The following is a 16449-nucleotide window of genomic DNA, read 5'->3' as shown; positions in this document are numbered from 1 at the left end:
CAAAACCCGCTGAAGTGCATCTTTTATCACCTTTTCGCACCCTACTTAGTCACTTTCCTTGCTTGGAACGAAGATTCGATCCAATCTGCGTCCTTCTGAGTTTTCAGACACGCCCTAGTAAGCTACCGTAAAGCGGGATTGAATAAATTGTGGATCATCCAACTCGTCCACCAGAGCCGCTGCAAAGTCACCAACCGATATCGTGCTCTCGCCAAGATCGTCCGTTACAACACGATTCATCCCGATTCGGAACTGACCAGTCCGCTGTCCTGTCGTGATTGTCGCCGCCGGGCTCATATAGGTCCAGTTAATATCCGATTCCGCAAGGATCTCATATGCATCTGCATGAGCCTTCGCAAGCGGTTTGACTTCTTCAGGGAACCCCGGTGTGTCCATCAACATTTCATTCGAATCCGTCAGCAAGCTTCCAGCTCCACCTACGACAACAAGACGAGCCGCTTTACCACGTCGAACACCCTCAATAAGGGAACGTGTAACTTCAAGCAACTCTTCCTCGGAGCCAAATTTCGGGCCATAGGCACTCACTACCGCTTCCTGACCTGCTGTAAAATCAGCCACCTGATCCGGGTTAAGCAAATCTCCTTGTTCTACACGTAGACGCTCATGCTTCATCTCAACCTTCGATGGGTCACGAACAATCGCAGTCACTTCATGCCCACGATCCATTAACTCCCACAAGATTGTCTTCCCAATTGCTCCAGTTGCTCCAAAAATAGCTACTTTCATATCTAATCCCTCTTTTCTATATATTCCATTATGCGAATGTACCGTTATTGTGATACCCAATCCTACTATTATAACCTTAAACGGCTCACGCCATCTTAAACCGAACAGCCTCGCTTGTAAACGGGGAATACCGATGAATTCATCCAGCCCTCTATTATTGCCCCTTCAAGCACCGACAACCTGGAACATTCCATGGGTGTTAGCTAAGGTAATTCGCACAAACCGCAATAACTCAATGAAGTATACATTCGGTAATGACAAAAAAAGCCGCAAATGCGGCCTCCTCAAGCCTATCTATTAATTTAGCAATCTTTCATGCCAAAAGATCCAACCAGCCCATGCTTAATCACATCATGCGCCGGCTCTATCTTAATGCAACCCAGCATGTATACCGTGGTTCTCTATTCTGTATCTGGAATACCCTAGACAGTTTTCCCATGGTCATCTTGTAACCTCACTCATTATGTATGTACGGTTTAGAACAAACTATCCTTCTTGTCTCCACCACATACCTTCTGATTGCGGGCTTGTATACTCGAAGCCAAACTGAGCATACAACTGATCCGCTGGAACATCTGCAAGTAAGCTCACCAGAGCGCGGGCAGGTACATTCTCTTTTAGATACTTCATGATCTCGTTCATGATCAGCTTGCCATACCCTTTACCCTGCTCATCTGGATGTACAACGATATCGACCACTTGATAGAAACAACCATCGTCTCCCACTACTCGTCCCATACCAATAAGTACACCATCTTGTCGCAAACACACAGCAAATAGACTATTCGGCAATCCTCGCTCAGCGCCTTCACGGCTTCTTGGACTCATCCCTGCAATCTCTCGCAACGATAAATACTCGGCTACGGCAGGTGGTGCGTGTTCAACGATAACGTGATCCATGAAATAACCCTCCCCAATATACTAAATTACAATTGTACTCTTGTTACCTTATGCCATGATTTTAACAATAACACAGGTGGAATATAAGTAGGTATTATCCATTGATAGGATAGGTCTATCAGTAACTGACCGAGCCACAACCGACCTTGATCATCCACCTGCATCTTCCACGATCCACTAGCCATGGTCTTCCCCTAATCTACAAATTCACGAGCATCGTCATAGGAGTACTCTTCTCCCTTGTTCTGTTCAATCTCTTCAAGAACTGTATCATATAAACTTTGCTGCACCTCTTCCATTCCCATCTTTCTGCTTGAACTCAACTACTTCCTGTGTAATAGTGAGAGAAGCTTAGATTACCGGAATTTATGCTACGCCCAACTTTCGTACAAAGGAGGAACAACGGTGCTACAACGTTGGATGCTTTTTCTGTTCTCATATCCAGGCTTCGTAGCCTTATTGCTCGGAATTATTGCCATCTTCCTAGGCATATACATATGGTCTGTCACCGAAATTAGACGAAGCCGAGAACGACGAACACAAGCGATACGAGATACATTATACATAACGACACCACTGCTCGGGCAACTCACTTTTATTGAAAATACCCAATCTACACGCACGGAAGCCGAACAGCACGAATTGCTTAACGCCATGCTGGCGTGCAGAACAGCCGTTAGCCTATCACCACAGCTTCAGGATCAGATTCATAGCTGCATTCAAGACCCCGATCCTGCGCGGCTAACCTTGATGCACAGAGCCTTGGAGCGAGAAAGTTCCAGCCTATCGGAAGAACTTCGCAGCCAGGCACACTCGGTGCATTGGTGGGAAGCCGTCTGGAATGTGATTCGATCTGCGGTCGAGCCTCTAGCTGTAGCAGCATTGCTGTATCTGATCGCTGATTTCATCATTGTTCAACAAGGACTGAATCAACCATTCTGGCATGGCTGGGTCAACGCATTGTTCTGGATTCGCTTCATCTCTCTATGTATTACAGTGCTCTATGGTTATCTGCTCTTGGCTAGTCCTCGCCGCAGGACACCAGGTGCATCCGGCACGATGACCAAGGTGTTATATGCGCTCATTGCACTCTGCTCTCTCCTGCACCTCATTGGACCTGTAGCCGCTCCTTACACGTTGGGCTTGCAGCTCATATTGTTCGTGTCTGGTTTCCGTCTCACAGGTACAAGTTCTCGCAGTGAACGTCCTTACGCAGGGCATACAGAGCTAGTTACGGCAAAGAAAGTTTCTACGGAGACCGAAGTGAACACAACGCGCAAATCCGGTGCCAAAGTGGACGAGTAACGCAGGCTCACTGGACTACATTTGCAGTGATCATCAAACATCACGGCACAACAATAGACCGATTTGTAAGGCCGGTTAATCCACAGTATTCATTATACAAAACAAAACAAAGAGAAGCTCGCAACCTGCGGCTTCTCTTTATTTTACCCATCATCCAAACTCTTCGCGCGAAACAGTTCTGCTGGAGACATCCTAGACAATCTAGTGATACATCTTCTCATGCATCACCCTTGCCCCGCTAAACTCCATCTCACTGCATCATACTATCCCTTCGCACCGCTGGCATTGGAGCCGCGCAATGAACGAGGCGTGTTGTTCCGTGCAGCACCGCCGGATTTGGAGGCGCTACTTGTCGGTGTATTTTCAAAACGCTTACGTTCTGTTCGCTCCATCTGTACAATCTGACCCTCGTGTACCACGATGTGCAGCGACCCAAACTCCATGTCATTGAGCTGTCCAGCGATTCTGTCCATCCATACCTCATCCACTTTCAACGGCTTAGCCATAGAGCCGCCTCCTCTTCTCGGGCTGTGCCCGCAATATTACTTGAACACGCACTTATATCCATCTGACTTATAAAACATTCTTATCCAACCTATATACTTGGATTATACAATATCAGGGCTTCCAGTAGCTGTCAATCGGTATTTTCCGTTAACCGGTTAAGGATTCTTTTTTACCGTACTTAGCCTTCACTCATCGTTCGCTCACATTCTTATGCCCGAGCCAGCTCTTAACCAATAATGTCGCCAGAGCAAGTATCAGCAGCAATGAAGCGACGGCGAAAGACGCAGAGAATTGATATTCGTTATACAAAATCTCGACATGCAGCGGCAGTGTGTTGGTCTCACCACGAATATGTCCAGACACAACGGATACCGCCCCGAACTCACCCATCGCGCGAGCATTACACAGAATAATCCCGTAGAGCAGTCCCCACTTAATATTGGGTAACGTCACGTTCCAGAAGATCCGCCATCCTGAGGCTCCTAGCGTCACCGCCGCTTCCTCTTCGCGGGTTCCCTGATCCTCCATGAGCGGGATTAATTCCCTGGCGACGAAGGGAAATGTGATGAACAGCGTCGCCAGTACAATGCCTGGCAGTGCAAAAATTATTTTGATATCATGCTCAGCCAGCCATGGGCCGAACCAACCATTAGAGCCAAACACCAATACAAAGATCAACCCGCCGACAACGGGAGAAATGGAGAAAGGAAGGTCGATTAACGTGATCATGATTCCTTTACCCCGGAACTGGAACTTCGTAATGACCCAAGCTGCCGCCACACCAAATATCGTATTGAGCGGCACTGTAATTGCTGCAACGAGCAGCGTCAGCTTCAGAGCAGACATCGCATCAGGCTCGGTCAGAGCGGCGATATAGACTCCCCATCCTTGCTTCAATGCCTCCATTAAGACGATGACCAGCGGCAAAATAAGCAACCACAACAATACAAGACCTGCCAGTCCAATTAACAGCCATTTGACCCAAGGAGCCTCCGTAGTTGCACGGTTTGGCCCAGGGCTACTTGGTATGCGCGAAGCCGAACTCAGCGGAACAGAACCCGCCATACGCTGCACCTCCTTCAGTGGGGTAAGTGAAAAGCTACCATCAGATAACAACCTATTGAATGCCTAGATATTCCCGCGGCTCTTGCACACGGTGGATATAGCATTCGTTAGGGCGCACCGATTCGAATCTGTTACGCCCTGCCTGCCTTCCGGCTCCATCGTTGCAAGGAGTTAATGACCAGCAACAGGATAAATGAAACCAGCAACAGCAGCAAAGCGACAGCCGTAGCTCCTGCGTAATCAAACTGTTCAAGCTTCGCCATAATGAGCAGCGGCGCAATCTCCGTTTTCATCGGCATATTGCCTGAAATAAACACGACCGAGCCAAATTCTCCAATACCTCGGGCAAACGCCAACGCGAAGCCTGTCAGCAGTGGGGGAATAAGATCAGGAAGTAGAATGGTACGGAATATCCGCCATCTTCCTGCCCCTAACGTTGCAGCCGCCTCTTCAACCTCGGCCTCCAGCTCTTCTAATACCGGTTGCACCGTTCGAACGACAAATGGAATACCGATAAACATCAGAGCTAGCGTAATGCCTGCTTGAGAGTAGGCCAATTTGATGCCCAGAGGCTCCATAAACTGCCCAATCCAGCCGTTGCCGGCGTACAGTGCCGTAAGAGCAACCCCTGCCACCGCTGTTGGCAACGCAAAAGGTAGATCAATCACGGCATCAAAGAGCCGTTTACCCGGAAATTCATACCGCACCAATACCCATGCCAAGAGCAGCCCTAATCCCAGATTGATTAGAGCCGCCACACCTGCGGTCAGGAAGCTGACCTTAAATGAAGCGAGCACTCGGGGATTCGTGGCTGTCTCCACCAGCATAGACCAGGTCAAACCTGTGGAGTTAAACACCAGGGCTGTCAGCGGGATCAATACAACAAGGCTGAGGTAAAATACGCTGTATCCCATCGTTAACCCGAATCCCGGAAGCGTGCGCCTCCGGGTTGCTATTACCTTGCTCATGAACGTCATCCTCTCTTGCCTTCAGCCGGTCAGGCTGGTTGGCTCCTTGCCATAGGATCGAGTACAGATTACCCAAACTTAACTGCCTGGAACGTAAATTTGGTCAAAGACCCCGCCATCATTGAAATGTTTAGCCTGTGTATCACGCCATGTACCGAATACATCGTTCAGCGTGAATAGCTCCAGGTCAGGGAACTGATCCTTGAACTTCTCGGCCACGGTATCCAGTGTTGGACGGTAATAGTTTTCGGCCGCGATCGTCTGTCCTTCCTCACTGTACAGATATTTCAGGTAAGCATCAGCAACTTCACGGCTTCCTTTTTTGTCGACGTTTTTGTCCACGACAGCTACCGGAGGCTCAGCCAGAATACTCACGGAAGGAACGACAATATCGAATTTATCCGGACCCAGCTCCTTCACGGACAAGAACGCTTCATTCTCCCAAGCCAGCAGAACATCCCCAAGTCCACGTTCTACAAACGTTGTTGTAGCTCCGCGGGCACCTGAATCCAGTACAGGTGCATGCTTGAACAGCTCACTGACAAAAGCTTTTGCTGCCTCCTCGTCATTGTTATTCTTCTTGAGCGCATACCCCCAAGCTGCGAGATAGTTCCAGCGGGCTCCGCCAGATGTTTTTGGATTCGGTGTAATGACCTGAGTATCACCCTTAATTAGATCATCCCAGTCTTTGATGCCTTTTGGATTGCCTTTCCTTACCAGGAATACAATCGTGGATGTATATGGGGAGCTGTTATGCTCATATTTATCTTGCCAGCCTTCGTTAATGAGACCTTTGTCTTCAATTGCATCAATGTCATAGCCCAGTGCCAGTGTAACCACGTCTGCGTCCAAGCCATCAATGACGGAGCGGCTCTGTTTACCCGAACCACCATGAGACTGTTTAATGGTCACGTCCTGACCCTTTTCCTTCTGCCAGTACGCCGCAAACGCCTTGTTATATTGCTCGTAGAGCTCACGTGTTGGATCATAAGATACATTCAGCAATTCAATGGCCTTCGGGCTATCGCCACCACTATCCTGCCCTCCAGATGTTCCAGTTGCACTAGAATCGCCGCCATTTGCTCCGCAACCTGCCAGCACGCCTGTCAACACCAGTGCCAGACCAAATAGAATACCTTTTTGAACTCTCTTTTTCATCAATAACACTCCCCCTGTGGATCTGCGTGACTACATGAACAGGCTGAACAGCTTGGAACCACCGAAAAACAAATAACGGAGGGACACCTGTACACACCTCTCCCTCACAAAGTCATGCCGGCTCGCTGCCGTGTATGCTTTATCTCGGTCGATGTGCTGCGGTGTTCCTCCGTCGATACGGTGAGAACGTTATTCTGTTCAGAAGACATTCTGTGCTGCTGGACTGAATCATGAAGAAGTTCATCATGTTACACAGTCTTTTTAATTATTCCTACCTGTTTAGTAAGTTATATGTATCATAAGGGTAGCCCTTATACCTGTCAAACGTTTTTTCCGATTTTTGCCCAATTCATTTTACAACTGGAAAAAAGCCAAAAAAGGAATAGGGTTCGTATACCCTATTCCTTCCAACGATCTCTGAGCCATATTCGATACGTTACTAACGTTACTGATATAACTGAATTATGAGAATCTCAGACAGAATACAATGCGCCGAGAGGCTTGTCACCTATTGTCCTGCAATGCGAATATTCGGAATCGGAGGTGGATTCATGCCTTCTCCCAAATAGAAGCCCGTATGTGGCGGCTGATTATAGGCTACATTTTGCCAAGCTACGCCCAGACGGTACACTGGATCATGCATCAACGTGTGGATTCGTTTGTCCGTGAGTGCGGTTGTCGTATAAATACGGAGTGCCGAGCTATCGTTGGTTCGCCATACCACTTCCTCTCTCCAGTCGCCCAACAGATCCGCTTGAAGGTTCGGCGTAGACTTCGTTCCGTTGTTGGAGGAAACTCCTGAGGCAGTTAGCAGATTCATCGTCCGTCCATTCGCATAATCCCATTTGTCGATACGGTTACTGTCTAATAGTTCGCGAAGCAGATCACCATCCCACCAGATGCCAAAATTCGTAGACGAAGGTACGGTTGTCCCGATTCTCTGCCCTTTCGCTGTATACAGCGCACCGTTCGCCCATACTTCAGCTCCTCTATACCTTGGATCGATATCTGCAGCCATGCCGCGTCCAATATCCTTCGTTGTTGGTATACCCCAGATCAACTGACCTGTTCCTGCATCGCGGAATTCAATGCCTGCATTAGACGGTGTCTCATGAACCTGGAATACCTCCATCCCTGGGCGATCTGGATCCAGATCACTCAGATGCATGGCATCGCCATGATGCAGCCCAGTGGTATACAAACCTTTTCCATCATGATCGACTGCCATCGCACCATAGATAATCTCGTCTTTCCCGTCGTTATCCACATCCGCCACACTTAGATTATGATTCCCCTGTCCAGCGTAGCCTGAGTTGCCTGGAGTGTTCGAATCAAACGTCCATTGCTTCGTCAATTGTCCGTTCCGCCAATTATATGCCACGAGCACTGTCCGGGTGTAGTAGCCTCGTGCCATAACTAGACTTGGTCGCTCTCCATCCAAATAAGCAATCGTAGCTAGAAAACGATCCATGCGGTTACCATAATTATCTCCCCAACTCGATACAGTGCCGCGTGCAGGCTCATAATTGACCGTGGTGAGCGCTTTACCTGTCTGTCCATTGAAGACCGTTAGAAACTCTGGCCCTGACAACACATATCCGCTGCTGTTCCGATAATCCTTACTCGCATCTCCGATTACTGTACCTACACCATCTTTGGTGCCATCCGCGGTTTTCATCGCCACCTCAGCCTTGCCGTCTCCATCCAGGTCATAGACCATGAACTGTGTGTAATGTGCGCCTGCTCGGATGTTTTTGCCGAGACTGATCCGCCATAGTCGGGTTCCATTCAATTTGTAGGCATCGATAAATACTTCCCCTGTGTAACCACTCTGCGAGTTATCCTTGGAATTGGAAGGATCCCACTTCACGATGAGCTCATACTCGCCGTCCCCATCCAGATCACCTGCACTGGCATCGTTGGCACTGTAGGTATATGCAACTCCATCCGGGGTTGTCCCACCAGCGGGAACACTAAGAGGAACGTTCAGATAATTATTTCCCCACACACTTGCTACCTTGGAAGCCGCTTGCTCTGTCCCGCCTACGACTGCTCGAACCGTGTATTTGGAGTTGTTCGTTCCACTGGCATCCTGAAGGTTAGTACTGTTCGTGATCGGTGAAGCGTTCACCTTCGTGCCATCCCGATATACATTAAAAGAAACATTCGAACCTTCCGTACCGAGTAACCGCCAGCTCACAAAGACCCCATTCCCCGTCTTCACCGCCACAACTCCGCGGTCTAGAAATTCCATCTGACGTGCTCCTGCTGCATGAGTCACCGACGGAGCTGATAGACCTAGAGATGTAACAAGCAATGCTGAACTTAGTAGAGTAATGCCTGCCGTTCGCAACGTGCGCTTCCATGACGATCGATTGACCATACCATTAGCCTCCCCAAATGTGTTGGTAAGCCCGATGCTCTGTAGCGCATCTGTATTGTAAGCGCTTTAATGTATACCATTTTAAATTAAACATTTAATTCCATCTATAGGACTTAATTAGTAACTTTCATTTGTTGTGCCGGGGAAATGGTTTGTTGTATTTATGCGATCTATGTATGTGTGTTACAATTTATATTAAACTCCTATTATTATCCATTCTATATTTGAAGGAAGGAGAGCCTCTATGAAGATCTACTATCAGGTGATGATGTCATTAAACGTAGTGTTAATGCTCGTATGTGGATTGTTATACCCTTACTATGCGATTCAAGAGGATAAGAAGCAGTATTTTCTTTATGCTGTTCTATTCGTAATTATTCTAATGCTTGATTATAGAAGAAATCGAAGAAAACTCAGCCAAATTGCATCTGTTGTCAGATAGCTATATAAATAACAAAGCTGTAAAATCACGTGCGTACACATGATCTCACAGCTTATATGTGTTGTTCAGTATTCGTCGATTGCAGCAGAGAATATCTTAATCTACAGGCACAATACATACCGGACGTGGAACTTCCAGCTTGAAGCCGGTGTGTGTGAGTCTTCCATCCTCGCGATCCATCTGGAATGCAACGATATTGTTGCTTTCCTGGTTGGCTACGAGCAGTATCCCCCCTGGCAGCACATTGAAGTTTCGCGGAGTCTGTCCCAGTGTGGAAGTCCAATCCACCGCTTCAAGCTCACCGGATTCCTGATCAATATGATAGAGAACAATACTATCGTCTCCACGGTTGGAGGCGTATAGGAAACGTCCACAAGGGGAGATTCGGATATCCGCAGCCGTGCCTTCTCCCGTATGTCCTTCAGGAAGAGTGGATATATGCTGCACTGTGTTAAGCTCTCCTCTGCGCGCATCGTACATAAATGCAGTCACCGTATTATTGAGCTCATTAATGACATAGGCCCATTTGCCATTCTCGTGAAACACGAGATGTCTTGGCCCTGAACCCGGAGGTTGATTCGTCTCCCGGTGTGTTACCAATCGACCTTCTTCCAGACGGTAGACAATGATCTGATCTAACCCCAGATCGCATACAACTGCATATTGTCCGGATGGATCTGGCTGAATGGAATGTGCATGAGGCCCTTCCTGACGGTCGTCGTTCAGCCCTCTTCCGGTATGCTCAATTAACGCACTCGTCTCATCTAACGTATCTTGATCCCCTACGGGAAATACGCTGACACTCCCACTACTGTAATTGGATGCGAGTACCCATTTGCCATCTGCCGTGACTGAGACATAACAAGGCGAGGCTCCTTTGGTGCTTTTGCGATCCATAAGGTGCAGCTCACCCGTGGAGATGTCCCGGCGGTAGACCAATACCTCTCCCTCATCCGTTTCACTTGCAACATATATAGAGTCTTTACCTGGGCTTAAAGCCAAGTAAGATGGATTGTCCACCCCTGCCATATCATGTGCAATCCGCATCTCACCTGTATCCGAATTCAGCGCACCTACATAAATACCTGGTTGATCCGCTGATGCATAAGTTCCGATATAGAAAAACGTATCCTTGTTCACCACTTGTTCCATTCCTCCATCGCTCCTTATATGCTAAAATAAGTGCCTACATGCTAGGTCGTGCCTGAAAAATCCTTAACTTCAACGTTAATGTCTAACTTCAAAACTAAAATTCATATTGCTTCTCTGTTATGTACTTAACCAATTCTCTTTGTTGTCCTTCAGTTTCTAAGCTCAAGTTATTCTACCAAAGCTCATTTTGATAACGCTTGCGCAAATATCATTGACTCGTTTATTCTACCTCACCATAATACAAGTATGAAACCATATAACAGCTCATCTACCTTACGCAAATCCGACGGATTCCGTATGCAGAAACTAATCGTATTACCTGACCCGCTACTAGAGGAAGCCGCGGCTTATCCCGTAACGTCCGGTTTGTACGTTACTGACATTGGATACTTCCATGAGGCAGAGAACCATTACCGGGATCGTCCAAAGGGCTGCCCCTCCCATATTTTAATGTATTGTACCGAAGGCACAGGATGGTACGCCACGGACGGTGGCAAAAGGCAGGATGTTAAAGCAGGCAGTCTCGTTGTTCTTCCTGCCCATGTCGCACATATCTATGGCGCATACTCAGCCGATCCCTGGAGTATCTATTGGATTCACTTACGTGGTGAACATGCCGCTGCCTATATGGAGCCACTGCTGGCTGAAAGTTTGTTAACTATGGCTCCGGCGAAAGCTCAGAAGTGGCTGGAACTATATCATGAATGTTATGGAGCATTGGAGACGGGTTATTCTTTACAAACGATGACGTACGCCTCACAGATTGTTGGATATATGTTAGGCATGCTCGCTTACGGACATGGTACGGAGGGCAATATGATTAGCAGCAAACGAGCTGCCGAACAGTCTGTGCAGTACATGCTGGAGCATCTGGAAAGCGGGGTCACACTCAAAGAATTGGCTGCACAAGCCAGCTTATCTGCCCGCATTATTCACAACTGTTCAAGCAAGCGACAGGACATTCTCCAATTGATTATTTTCTAAGGCTGAAGATCCAACATTCCTGTCGTTACCTTGACTTTACCGATTGGACGGTGAAGCAGATTAGCTCCAAACTCGGCTTCAAAGACCCGTATTATTTCTCACGGTTATTCCGTAAAATGATTGGTAAATCACCCACCGACTATCGGAACAAGTCCAAAGGGTAGCTCAATTTTATATATCATAAAATATATATGGAAAAATGCAGCAACCTTTTGCAGGGATGGGTCGTCTATAGGGGCAAATAACTTTAATACAAAGGGATACCCTTCCTAGAAAAGTGAGGCGACTTGATATGAAAAAAAATATAATTGCTTTGATGACTGCTGGAGCATTACTTACCTTATCTCTTGGTGCTACACCTATTCATGCTGCGCAAGGCGGATTCACAGATCTTCAGGGAGTTGCGGGAGCAGATAAAATTGAAGCATTGCATCAAGATGGTCTGATTAAAGGCGTGAGCGACAACCTGTTCAAACCAGAACAACAATTAAACACGGCACAAGGTATACAGTTGCTTGCAGATGGCCTGGATCTGAATTTGGATACGATCCGTTTTGTCAAAGAACCTCTACCAAGTGATTCCTTCTCCAAGGTGCTTGATCATGTGTGGTACAGCAATGCCTTCATTCGTGCAAAATATAATGGCATCCAGATGGCTGATGATATCGATCCATCCAAACCGATGACTCGTGAGCAATTTACACTGTTCATCATGCAAGGCATCGAAGCCAAAGGCGGCCTACCGATGATCAAGCTTCAACCTGTAGATATTACAGATGAGCAAGAGCTTACGCCTGAGTATCAAGGAGCAGTTCAGCGCTCGTTAGCGTTCAAGATTAACACATTGGATGCCGAAGGCAATTTCCATCCCAAAGAGGCTATTACTCGCGCAGAAGCTGCTGTGATGATGTTCAATGCGATTGAACATATGGATAACTTTCACGCACCAGTAGTCCCCGAAACACCTGAAAAATAATTCAATTATTATTTCTGTAACAGCAGTGGAATAACAGGCGAAATTGCGCTGTAACCTCCATTCTATTCAGAAATTTAAAAGCCCCTTATCACAGATCACGAGAAGACTTTGGCAGGCAAGATGCACTTAGTCTAATCGCTGGCTGTACGGTAAGGGGTTGTCTTGGATCAATGGACAAATGCTTGGTTGGTCACCTCCAAGAACATCAATATCGAAGTTATCCAGCCCTGTACCTTTGCCCGTCTGAATGATAATGACTGCTTCTTCTCTACCGTCACCCGTAAGATCTGTATTACATACCTGAGGACTCATGCCGGTTCCCGTATTCGAACGCAAAACAGCCGCATGTTCCCTCACTTGAGGAACATGCGGCTGAATTTATACACACCGTATAATGGTGCTTATAGTAGCTCTATCTTAGAAAGAACCTTTAACTACAGTTTCAGATAATGGGAAACGACCTGCTGGGCGAGCTGGCTCTGCAGCTTTACCAACAGTGATCAACAATGTTGGGATGTAACGTGCAGGAATGTTGAACGTTTCAACCAATTGTTGTGGATTGTAACCACCCATTGGGCAAGTATCATATCCCAAAGAACGTGCAGCGAGCATAATGTTTTGTGAAGCAAATGACGCGTTACGGATCGCTTCATCACGAGCAGTTTGCGCGCTTTGGTAAGCACCGTTGATTTGTCCAACCAACGCATCACGAACCTCACCAGGCAATGCACCAGCTTCAACAGCTTGATCGTAGATGAAGGTGTTGCGGTTAGCTTCCAGGTCACCCAGAACAGCGATTGTAACCGAGCTGTCTACGATTTGACTTTGGCCATAAGCGATTGGCAACAATTTAGCTTTGTCCGCTTCGGATTCAATAACGAGGAATTTCCAGTGTTGCAGATTCCAAGAAGATGGTGCTTCGGAAGCTGCAGTCAAGATTGCATTCAGGTCAGCCTCAGGCAATACAAAACCTTTTTCGTATTTTTTGACAGCGTGACGTTCGCTAATTACGCGAAGTGTTTCATTGTTAGACATGTTCTCCACTCCTATTTCTATTGATTATTGTAAATATCATTGCTGTTATATCGCTTTTAATTTCGCAAGGCTTTGATCCAACAACCATGATAAGTGGTGTAATGACATACCCACCTTCCGAAAATAACATCAGCGCAGAAGATTAACTCTATCTGTGTTCACGTTATGCCCGGAATAATCTTGAAGCCTTCATGAATCGCGAAACCGGGGCAACGCTTGTTATGTTCTATACGCAGTCTGCAGTGTCCCCATAATCACAGGGTATCAGAACTGAGCCTAAATATGAAATGTATACATATAAACTGTAGCCACATCAATTCTGTAGCCAGAATTAATTCTTATCTTGTCTCAGTAACTCATTCATGGACTTAGATAGCCCTTCACTTTTCCCGATCCGATGCTTCACATCCTCGATGGAAATGCGATCAAAATAAATGCTCAGCGCTTCCTCGCCTCCGTCATATATGCCTCCCATGACATCCCTCATGTTAGAGGACACAACGCATGGCGAACCTGATTCGCCAGAACACCAATTGGGTCCAAGTGAACCTCCGGCAACCAGTCTGTACAATTCCCCAAGCTTGATCTCATCACTTGCACGATTAAGCAGGTACCCTCCGTGAGCGCCTTCTTTGGTTGTCAAATACCCATGCTTCCGCAGCACACTCAGCACCTTACGAACTCTTGCAGGGTGTGTACCTACACTCTGAGATAAATCTTCACTATTGGCCATACAGTCTTCCTTCATGGATAGAAACACAAGACAATGGACGGCAATGGTAAACTCGCTGTTCATGACTTACTCCCTTCCCGGCAAAAAACACCGATGGACTTCAATCCAAGGTAAGTATAACTGTTATTATATGAATGACAGTTATGTTTGTCAACTTCTTCTCTCGCAGTGCCTGAACACAGGATATCCCTTGATGTGTCTATATATACAGCCTCACATCCAAGCTCACCCTTTACTTGATCACTATGTATTTAACCTATTAAAGAAAACAAAAAAGTGAGCCCTCCGCTTCGCGAAAGGCTCCAATAAGATAGACATATGAAAGGGCTTACTTGATCATTATAATCGGTAATCTTTATTTTGAAAACGCTTTTTTTGTTAAAATAATCTTTTCGTATCTTTGTTTATTTTTGCAAAGGGTATTGCGAAAACTAATGACATTAGTTATATTACTAATACCATTAGTTTTAAGGAGGAATTACGATGCGTATTACATGTGAATATAATGTCATTCAGGTTTCATTCCTACCTCGGCTCTTTCCTGTGAACGTTTATCTTGTTGAAGAGGACAGTGAATTAACTCTTGTCGATGCAGGGATGCCGTTCAGTCTCAAGGGTATCCTCGCCACTGCTCAATCTCTTAACAAACCTATCACCAAAGTGATTCTAACTCACGCCCATGGTGACCATGTTGGCGCCTTAGACGGTCTCAAGAATGCACTCCCTGATGTAGAGGTGATCATCTCTAGACGGGACGCTGCACTACTCACTGGAGATGCTTCGTTATTACCTGATGAACCGCAGACTCCGGTACGGGGCAGTGTACCCAAGAACATTCACACCCGCCCCGATCGCCTGCTCGAAGATGGGGATCGCATTGGATCGTTACTGGCGATTGCTACTCCTGGTCACACACCAGGGCATATGGCGTTTATGGATACGCGCAGCGGCGTCCTCATCGCCGGCGATGCCTATCAACTGCATGGCGGCTTGGCCGTTGCCGGTCAGCTACGCCCACTCTTTCCATTTCCTGCGCTTGCCACATGGCACCGTGAAACCGCTCTTGCCAGCGCCAAGCGCTTGGCTGAGCTGGAGCCGTCCGTGCTGGCTGTAGGCCACGGACGAATGTTACGTCAGCCGGCAGCGGCGATGCGCGCAGCAATGGCTGACGCCGAGCAACGGCTGCGCCCTGCCGGAGGGCTTCGATGAGCCCGCGGCAAGGGCTGGATCGCGGCATGCTGCTGAATGCCGCGTCCCAGCTTGCTGACAGCGACGGATTTCATGCGCTGACGCTGGCCGCATTGGCCCAGCGGCTCGATGTGCGCTCCCCGTCGCTTTATAACCACATCAGCGGTTTACCCGGGCTTCGCCAGGAACTTGCGCTGATGTCCGTAGAGCAGCTCGGCCAGGCTTTAACCGTGGCCGCCGCAGGACGTGTCGGTAGCGAAGCCATTCAGGATATCGCTACCGCCTATATTCATTTTGTACGCCAGCACCCTGGGCTTTACGAAGCTTCCTTCCATGCCCCTGATCGGGATGAGCCACAACTCGCTGCGGCCAGCACCGTAGCGCTACAGTTGTTGCTAGACTCTTTACAGCCGTATGGACTGTCCGAAGCCGATGCGCTTCATGCGGTGCGTGGACTACGAAGTCTGTGTCATGGCTTTGCCTCCATTGGTGCACAAGGTGGGTTCGCCATGAATTTCGAAGCAAGCGAGAGCCTACATCTTACGATTTCAGCCTTCCTTGACGGCTTAAAGCATCTTCGTACAGACAATTAGTTAACTGTCTCCTACCATATCCCGCGAGTAACTCATAAACACGCAAGAGGGCTGCAGCATCATCCCTGCAACCCTCTTGTTTTATATGATTGTGTCCTAGACATCGCCTCTTATCCTGTCCCACACAATAAAGTTTAATTCAATTATAGAGGTTGTTCAAAAAGTCCGCTTTTGATTACGAAGGATGCGCGAGCGGCATCTCAGCATCGAATATGGGATTCAGCCGAAATATCCGTTGCTCACGTAGCTCCATCTACGCTCCGCTACTCCATTTCTATCTTCATCCCATCTTCTTGGTACTGAAAACCGCCCT

20 protein-coding genes and 1 pseudogene are annotated in these 16449 nt (G+C 47.5%); 8 read left to right on the top strand and 13 right to left on the bottom strand.

All coding sequences use genetic code 11. The features are described 5' to 3' along the window. Positions 1 to 114: 114 nt before the first annotated feature. The 4 genes from DMB88_RS02490 to DMB88_RS31690 form a co-directional block, all read right to left on the bottom strand. The gene (locus tag DMB88_RS02490) at positions 115 to 747 is read right to left on the bottom strand and encodes an NAD(P)-dependent oxidoreductase (RefSeq protein WP_128100074.1); all 633 of its coding nucleotides are present in this window, start codon (positions 745 to 747) and stop codon (positions 115 to 117) included. Between the two features lie 486 nt (positions 748 to 1233). Continuing rightward, positions 1234 to 1647: a GNAT family N-acetyltransferase gene (locus DMB88_RS02485; RefSeq protein WP_128100073.1), complete on the bottom strand. Its 414-nt coding sequence runs from the start codon at positions 1645 to 1647 to the stop codon at positions 1234 to 1236. A 26-nt stretch (positions 1648 to 1673) separates the two neighbouring features. After that, on the bottom strand, positions 1674 to 1832 hold the full coding sequence (locus DMB88_RS30100; RefSeq protein WP_164848585.1) for a hypothetical protein: 159 nt from the start codon (positions 1830 to 1832) through the stop codon (positions 1674 to 1676). 9 nt (positions 1833 to 1841) lie between these two features. Continuing rightward, positions 1842 to 1970 carry a hypothetical protein gene (locus tag DMB88_RS31690; RefSeq protein ID WP_302476281.1) on the bottom strand — a complete coding sequence of 43 codons (129 nt, stop codon included), beginning with the start codon at positions 1968 to 1970 and terminating at the stop codon, positions 1842 to 1844. An 82-nt stretch (positions 1971 to 2052) separates the two neighbouring features. Here DMB88_RS31690 and DMB88_RS02480 point away from each other — a divergent pair, with 82 nt between their 5' ends. Continuing rightward, positions 2053 to 2952, top strand: coding sequence for a hypothetical protein (locus tag DMB88_RS02480; protein ID WP_128100072.1), 900 nt, complete (start codon positions 2053 to 2055; stop codon positions 2950 to 2952). 263 nt (positions 2953 to 3215) lie between these two features. Here the strand turns inward: DMB88_RS02480 and DMB88_RS02475 are convergent, their stop codons facing one another. The 5 genes from DMB88_RS02475 to DMB88_RS02455 all read right to left on the bottom strand — a co-directional run bounded on the left by DMB88_RS02475 (position 3216) and on the right by DMB88_RS02455 (position 8904). Continuing rightward, on the bottom strand, positions 3216 to 3458 hold the full coding sequence (locus DMB88_RS02475) for a YezD family protein (RefSeq protein WP_056704017.1): 243 nt from the start codon (positions 3456 to 3458) through the stop codon (positions 3216 to 3218). 190 nt (positions 3459 to 3648) lie between these two features. Then, on the bottom strand, positions 3649 to 4524 hold the full coding sequence (gene cysW, locus DMB88_RS02470; RefSeq protein ID WP_128100071.1) for a sulfate ABC transporter permease subunit CysW: 876 nt from the start codon (positions 4522 to 4524) through the stop codon (positions 3649 to 3651). A 131-nt stretch (positions 4525 to 4655) separates the two neighbouring features. Then, a complete protein-coding gene (gene cysT / locus DMB88_RS02465; RefSeq protein ID WP_128100070.1) occupies positions 4656 to 5492 on the bottom strand; it encodes a sulfate ABC transporter permease subunit CysT in 837 nt (278 codons plus the stop codon). Positions 5493 to 5570: 78 nt separating this feature from the next. Further along, positions 5571 to 6650, bottom strand: a complete 1080-nt coding sequence (locus DMB88_RS02460) for a sulfate ABC transporter substrate-binding protein (protein WP_128100069.1) — start codon at positions 6648 to 6650, stop codon at positions 5571 to 5573. A gap of 508 nt (positions 6651 to 7158) precedes the next feature. Next, complete coding sequence (locus tag DMB88_RS02455) at positions 7159 to 8904, bottom strand: rhamnogalacturonan lyase (protein ID WP_302476291.1); 1746 nt, start codon at positions 8902 to 8904, stop codon at positions 7159 to 7161. Positions 8905 to 9277: 373 nt separating this feature from the next. Here DMB88_RS02455 and DMB88_RS02450 point away from each other — a divergent pair, with 373 nt between their 5' ends. Beyond that, the gene (locus DMB88_RS02450; RefSeq protein ID WP_128100067.1) at positions 9278 to 9475 is read left to right on the top strand and encodes a hypothetical protein; all 198 of its coding nucleotides are present in this window, start codon (positions 9278 to 9280) and stop codon (positions 9473 to 9475) included. A 96-nt stretch (positions 9476 to 9571) separates the two neighbouring features. Here DMB88_RS02450 and DMB88_RS02445 read toward each other — a convergent pair whose 3' ends face one another. Continuing rightward, entirely contained in the window at positions 9572 to 10627 is a 1056-nt protein-coding gene (locus DMB88_RS02445; protein WP_128100066.1) for a lactonase family protein, read from the bottom strand. 297 nt (positions 10628 to 10924) lie between these two features. On the opposite strand from DMB88_RS02445, the gene DMB88_RS02440 reads away from it, so the two are divergent. From DMB88_RS02440 to DMB88_RS02430, 3 genes are all read left to right on the top strand, one after another. Beyond that, positions 10925 to 11611 (top strand): AraC family ligand binding domain-containing protein, encoded by a 687-nt coding sequence (locus tag DMB88_RS02440; protein WP_164848584.1) that lies wholly within the window; start codon positions 10925 to 10927, stop codon positions 11609 to 11611. Next, positions 11524 to 11775: a helix-turn-helix domain-containing protein gene (locus DMB88_RS31870; RefSeq protein WP_128104274.1), complete on the top strand. Its 252-nt coding sequence runs from the start codon at positions 11524 to 11526 to the stop codon at positions 11773 to 11775. The genes DMB88_RS02440 and DMB88_RS31870 overlap by 88 nt, the downstream gene beginning before the upstream one ends. A 128-nt stretch (positions 11776 to 11903) precedes the next feature. Further along, positions 11904 to 12587 carry an S-layer homology domain-containing protein gene (locus DMB88_RS02430; RefSeq protein WP_128100064.1) on the top strand — a complete coding sequence of 228 codons (684 nt, stop codon included), beginning with the start codon at positions 11904 to 11906 and terminating at the stop codon, positions 12585 to 12587. Between the two features lie 126 nt (positions 12588 to 12713). Here DMB88_RS02430 and DMB88_RS02425 read toward each other — a convergent pair whose 3' ends face one another. The 3 genes from DMB88_RS02425 to DMB88_RS02415 all read right to left on the bottom strand — a co-directional run bounded on the left by DMB88_RS02425 (position 12714) and on the right by DMB88_RS02415 (position 14418). Continuing rightward, the gene (locus tag DMB88_RS02425) at positions 12714 to 12899 is read right to left on the bottom strand and encodes a hypothetical protein (RefSeq protein WP_128100063.1); all 186 of its coding nucleotides are present in this window, start codon (positions 12897 to 12899) and stop codon (positions 12714 to 12716) included. Between the two features lie 105 nt (positions 12900 to 13004). Next, entirely contained in the window at positions 13005 to 13631 is a 627-nt protein-coding gene (locus DMB88_RS02420; RefSeq protein WP_128100062.1) for a nitroreductase family protein, read from the bottom strand. Positions 13632 to 13953: 322 nt separating this feature from the next. Beyond that, positions 13954 to 14418 carry an RrF2 family transcriptional regulator gene (locus DMB88_RS02415; RefSeq protein WP_128100061.1) on the bottom strand — a complete coding sequence of 155 codons (465 nt, stop codon included), beginning with the start codon at positions 14416 to 14418 and terminating at the stop codon, positions 13954 to 13956. A gap of 420 nt (positions 14419 to 14838) precedes the next feature. On the opposite strand from DMB88_RS02415, the gene DMB88_RS02410 reads away from it, so the two are divergent. The 3 genes and pseudogenes from DMB88_RS02410 (at position 14839) to DMB88_RS02405 (ending at position 16136) form a co-directional block, all read left to right on the top strand. Next, complete coding sequence (locus DMB88_RS02410; protein ID WP_128100060.1) at positions 14839 to 15564, top strand: MBL fold metallo-hydrolase; 726 nt, start codon at positions 14839 to 14841, stop codon at positions 15562 to 15564. Beyond that, positions 15561 to 15689, top strand: a pseudogene (locus DMB88_RS31865) (TetR family transcriptional regulator); the annotation flags it as partial. The gene DMB88_RS02410 and the pseudogene DMB88_RS31865, both read left to right, overlap by 4 nt. Before the next feature lie 51 nt (positions 15690 to 15740). Next, positions 15741 to 16136: a TetR-like C-terminal domain-containing protein gene (locus DMB88_RS02405; RefSeq protein WP_254438605.1), complete on the top strand. Its 396-nt coding sequence runs from the start codon at positions 15741 to 15743 to the stop codon at positions 16134 to 16136. The last annotated feature ends 313 nt before the right edge of the window (positions 16137 to 16449 follow it).

This window comes from Paenibacillus sp. DCT19 (assembly GCF_003268635.1).
Lineage (GTDB): Bacteria > Bacillota > Bacilli > Paenibacillales > Paenibacillaceae > Paenibacillus.
This window is presented reverse-complemented; position numbering and strand designations above follow the sequence as displayed.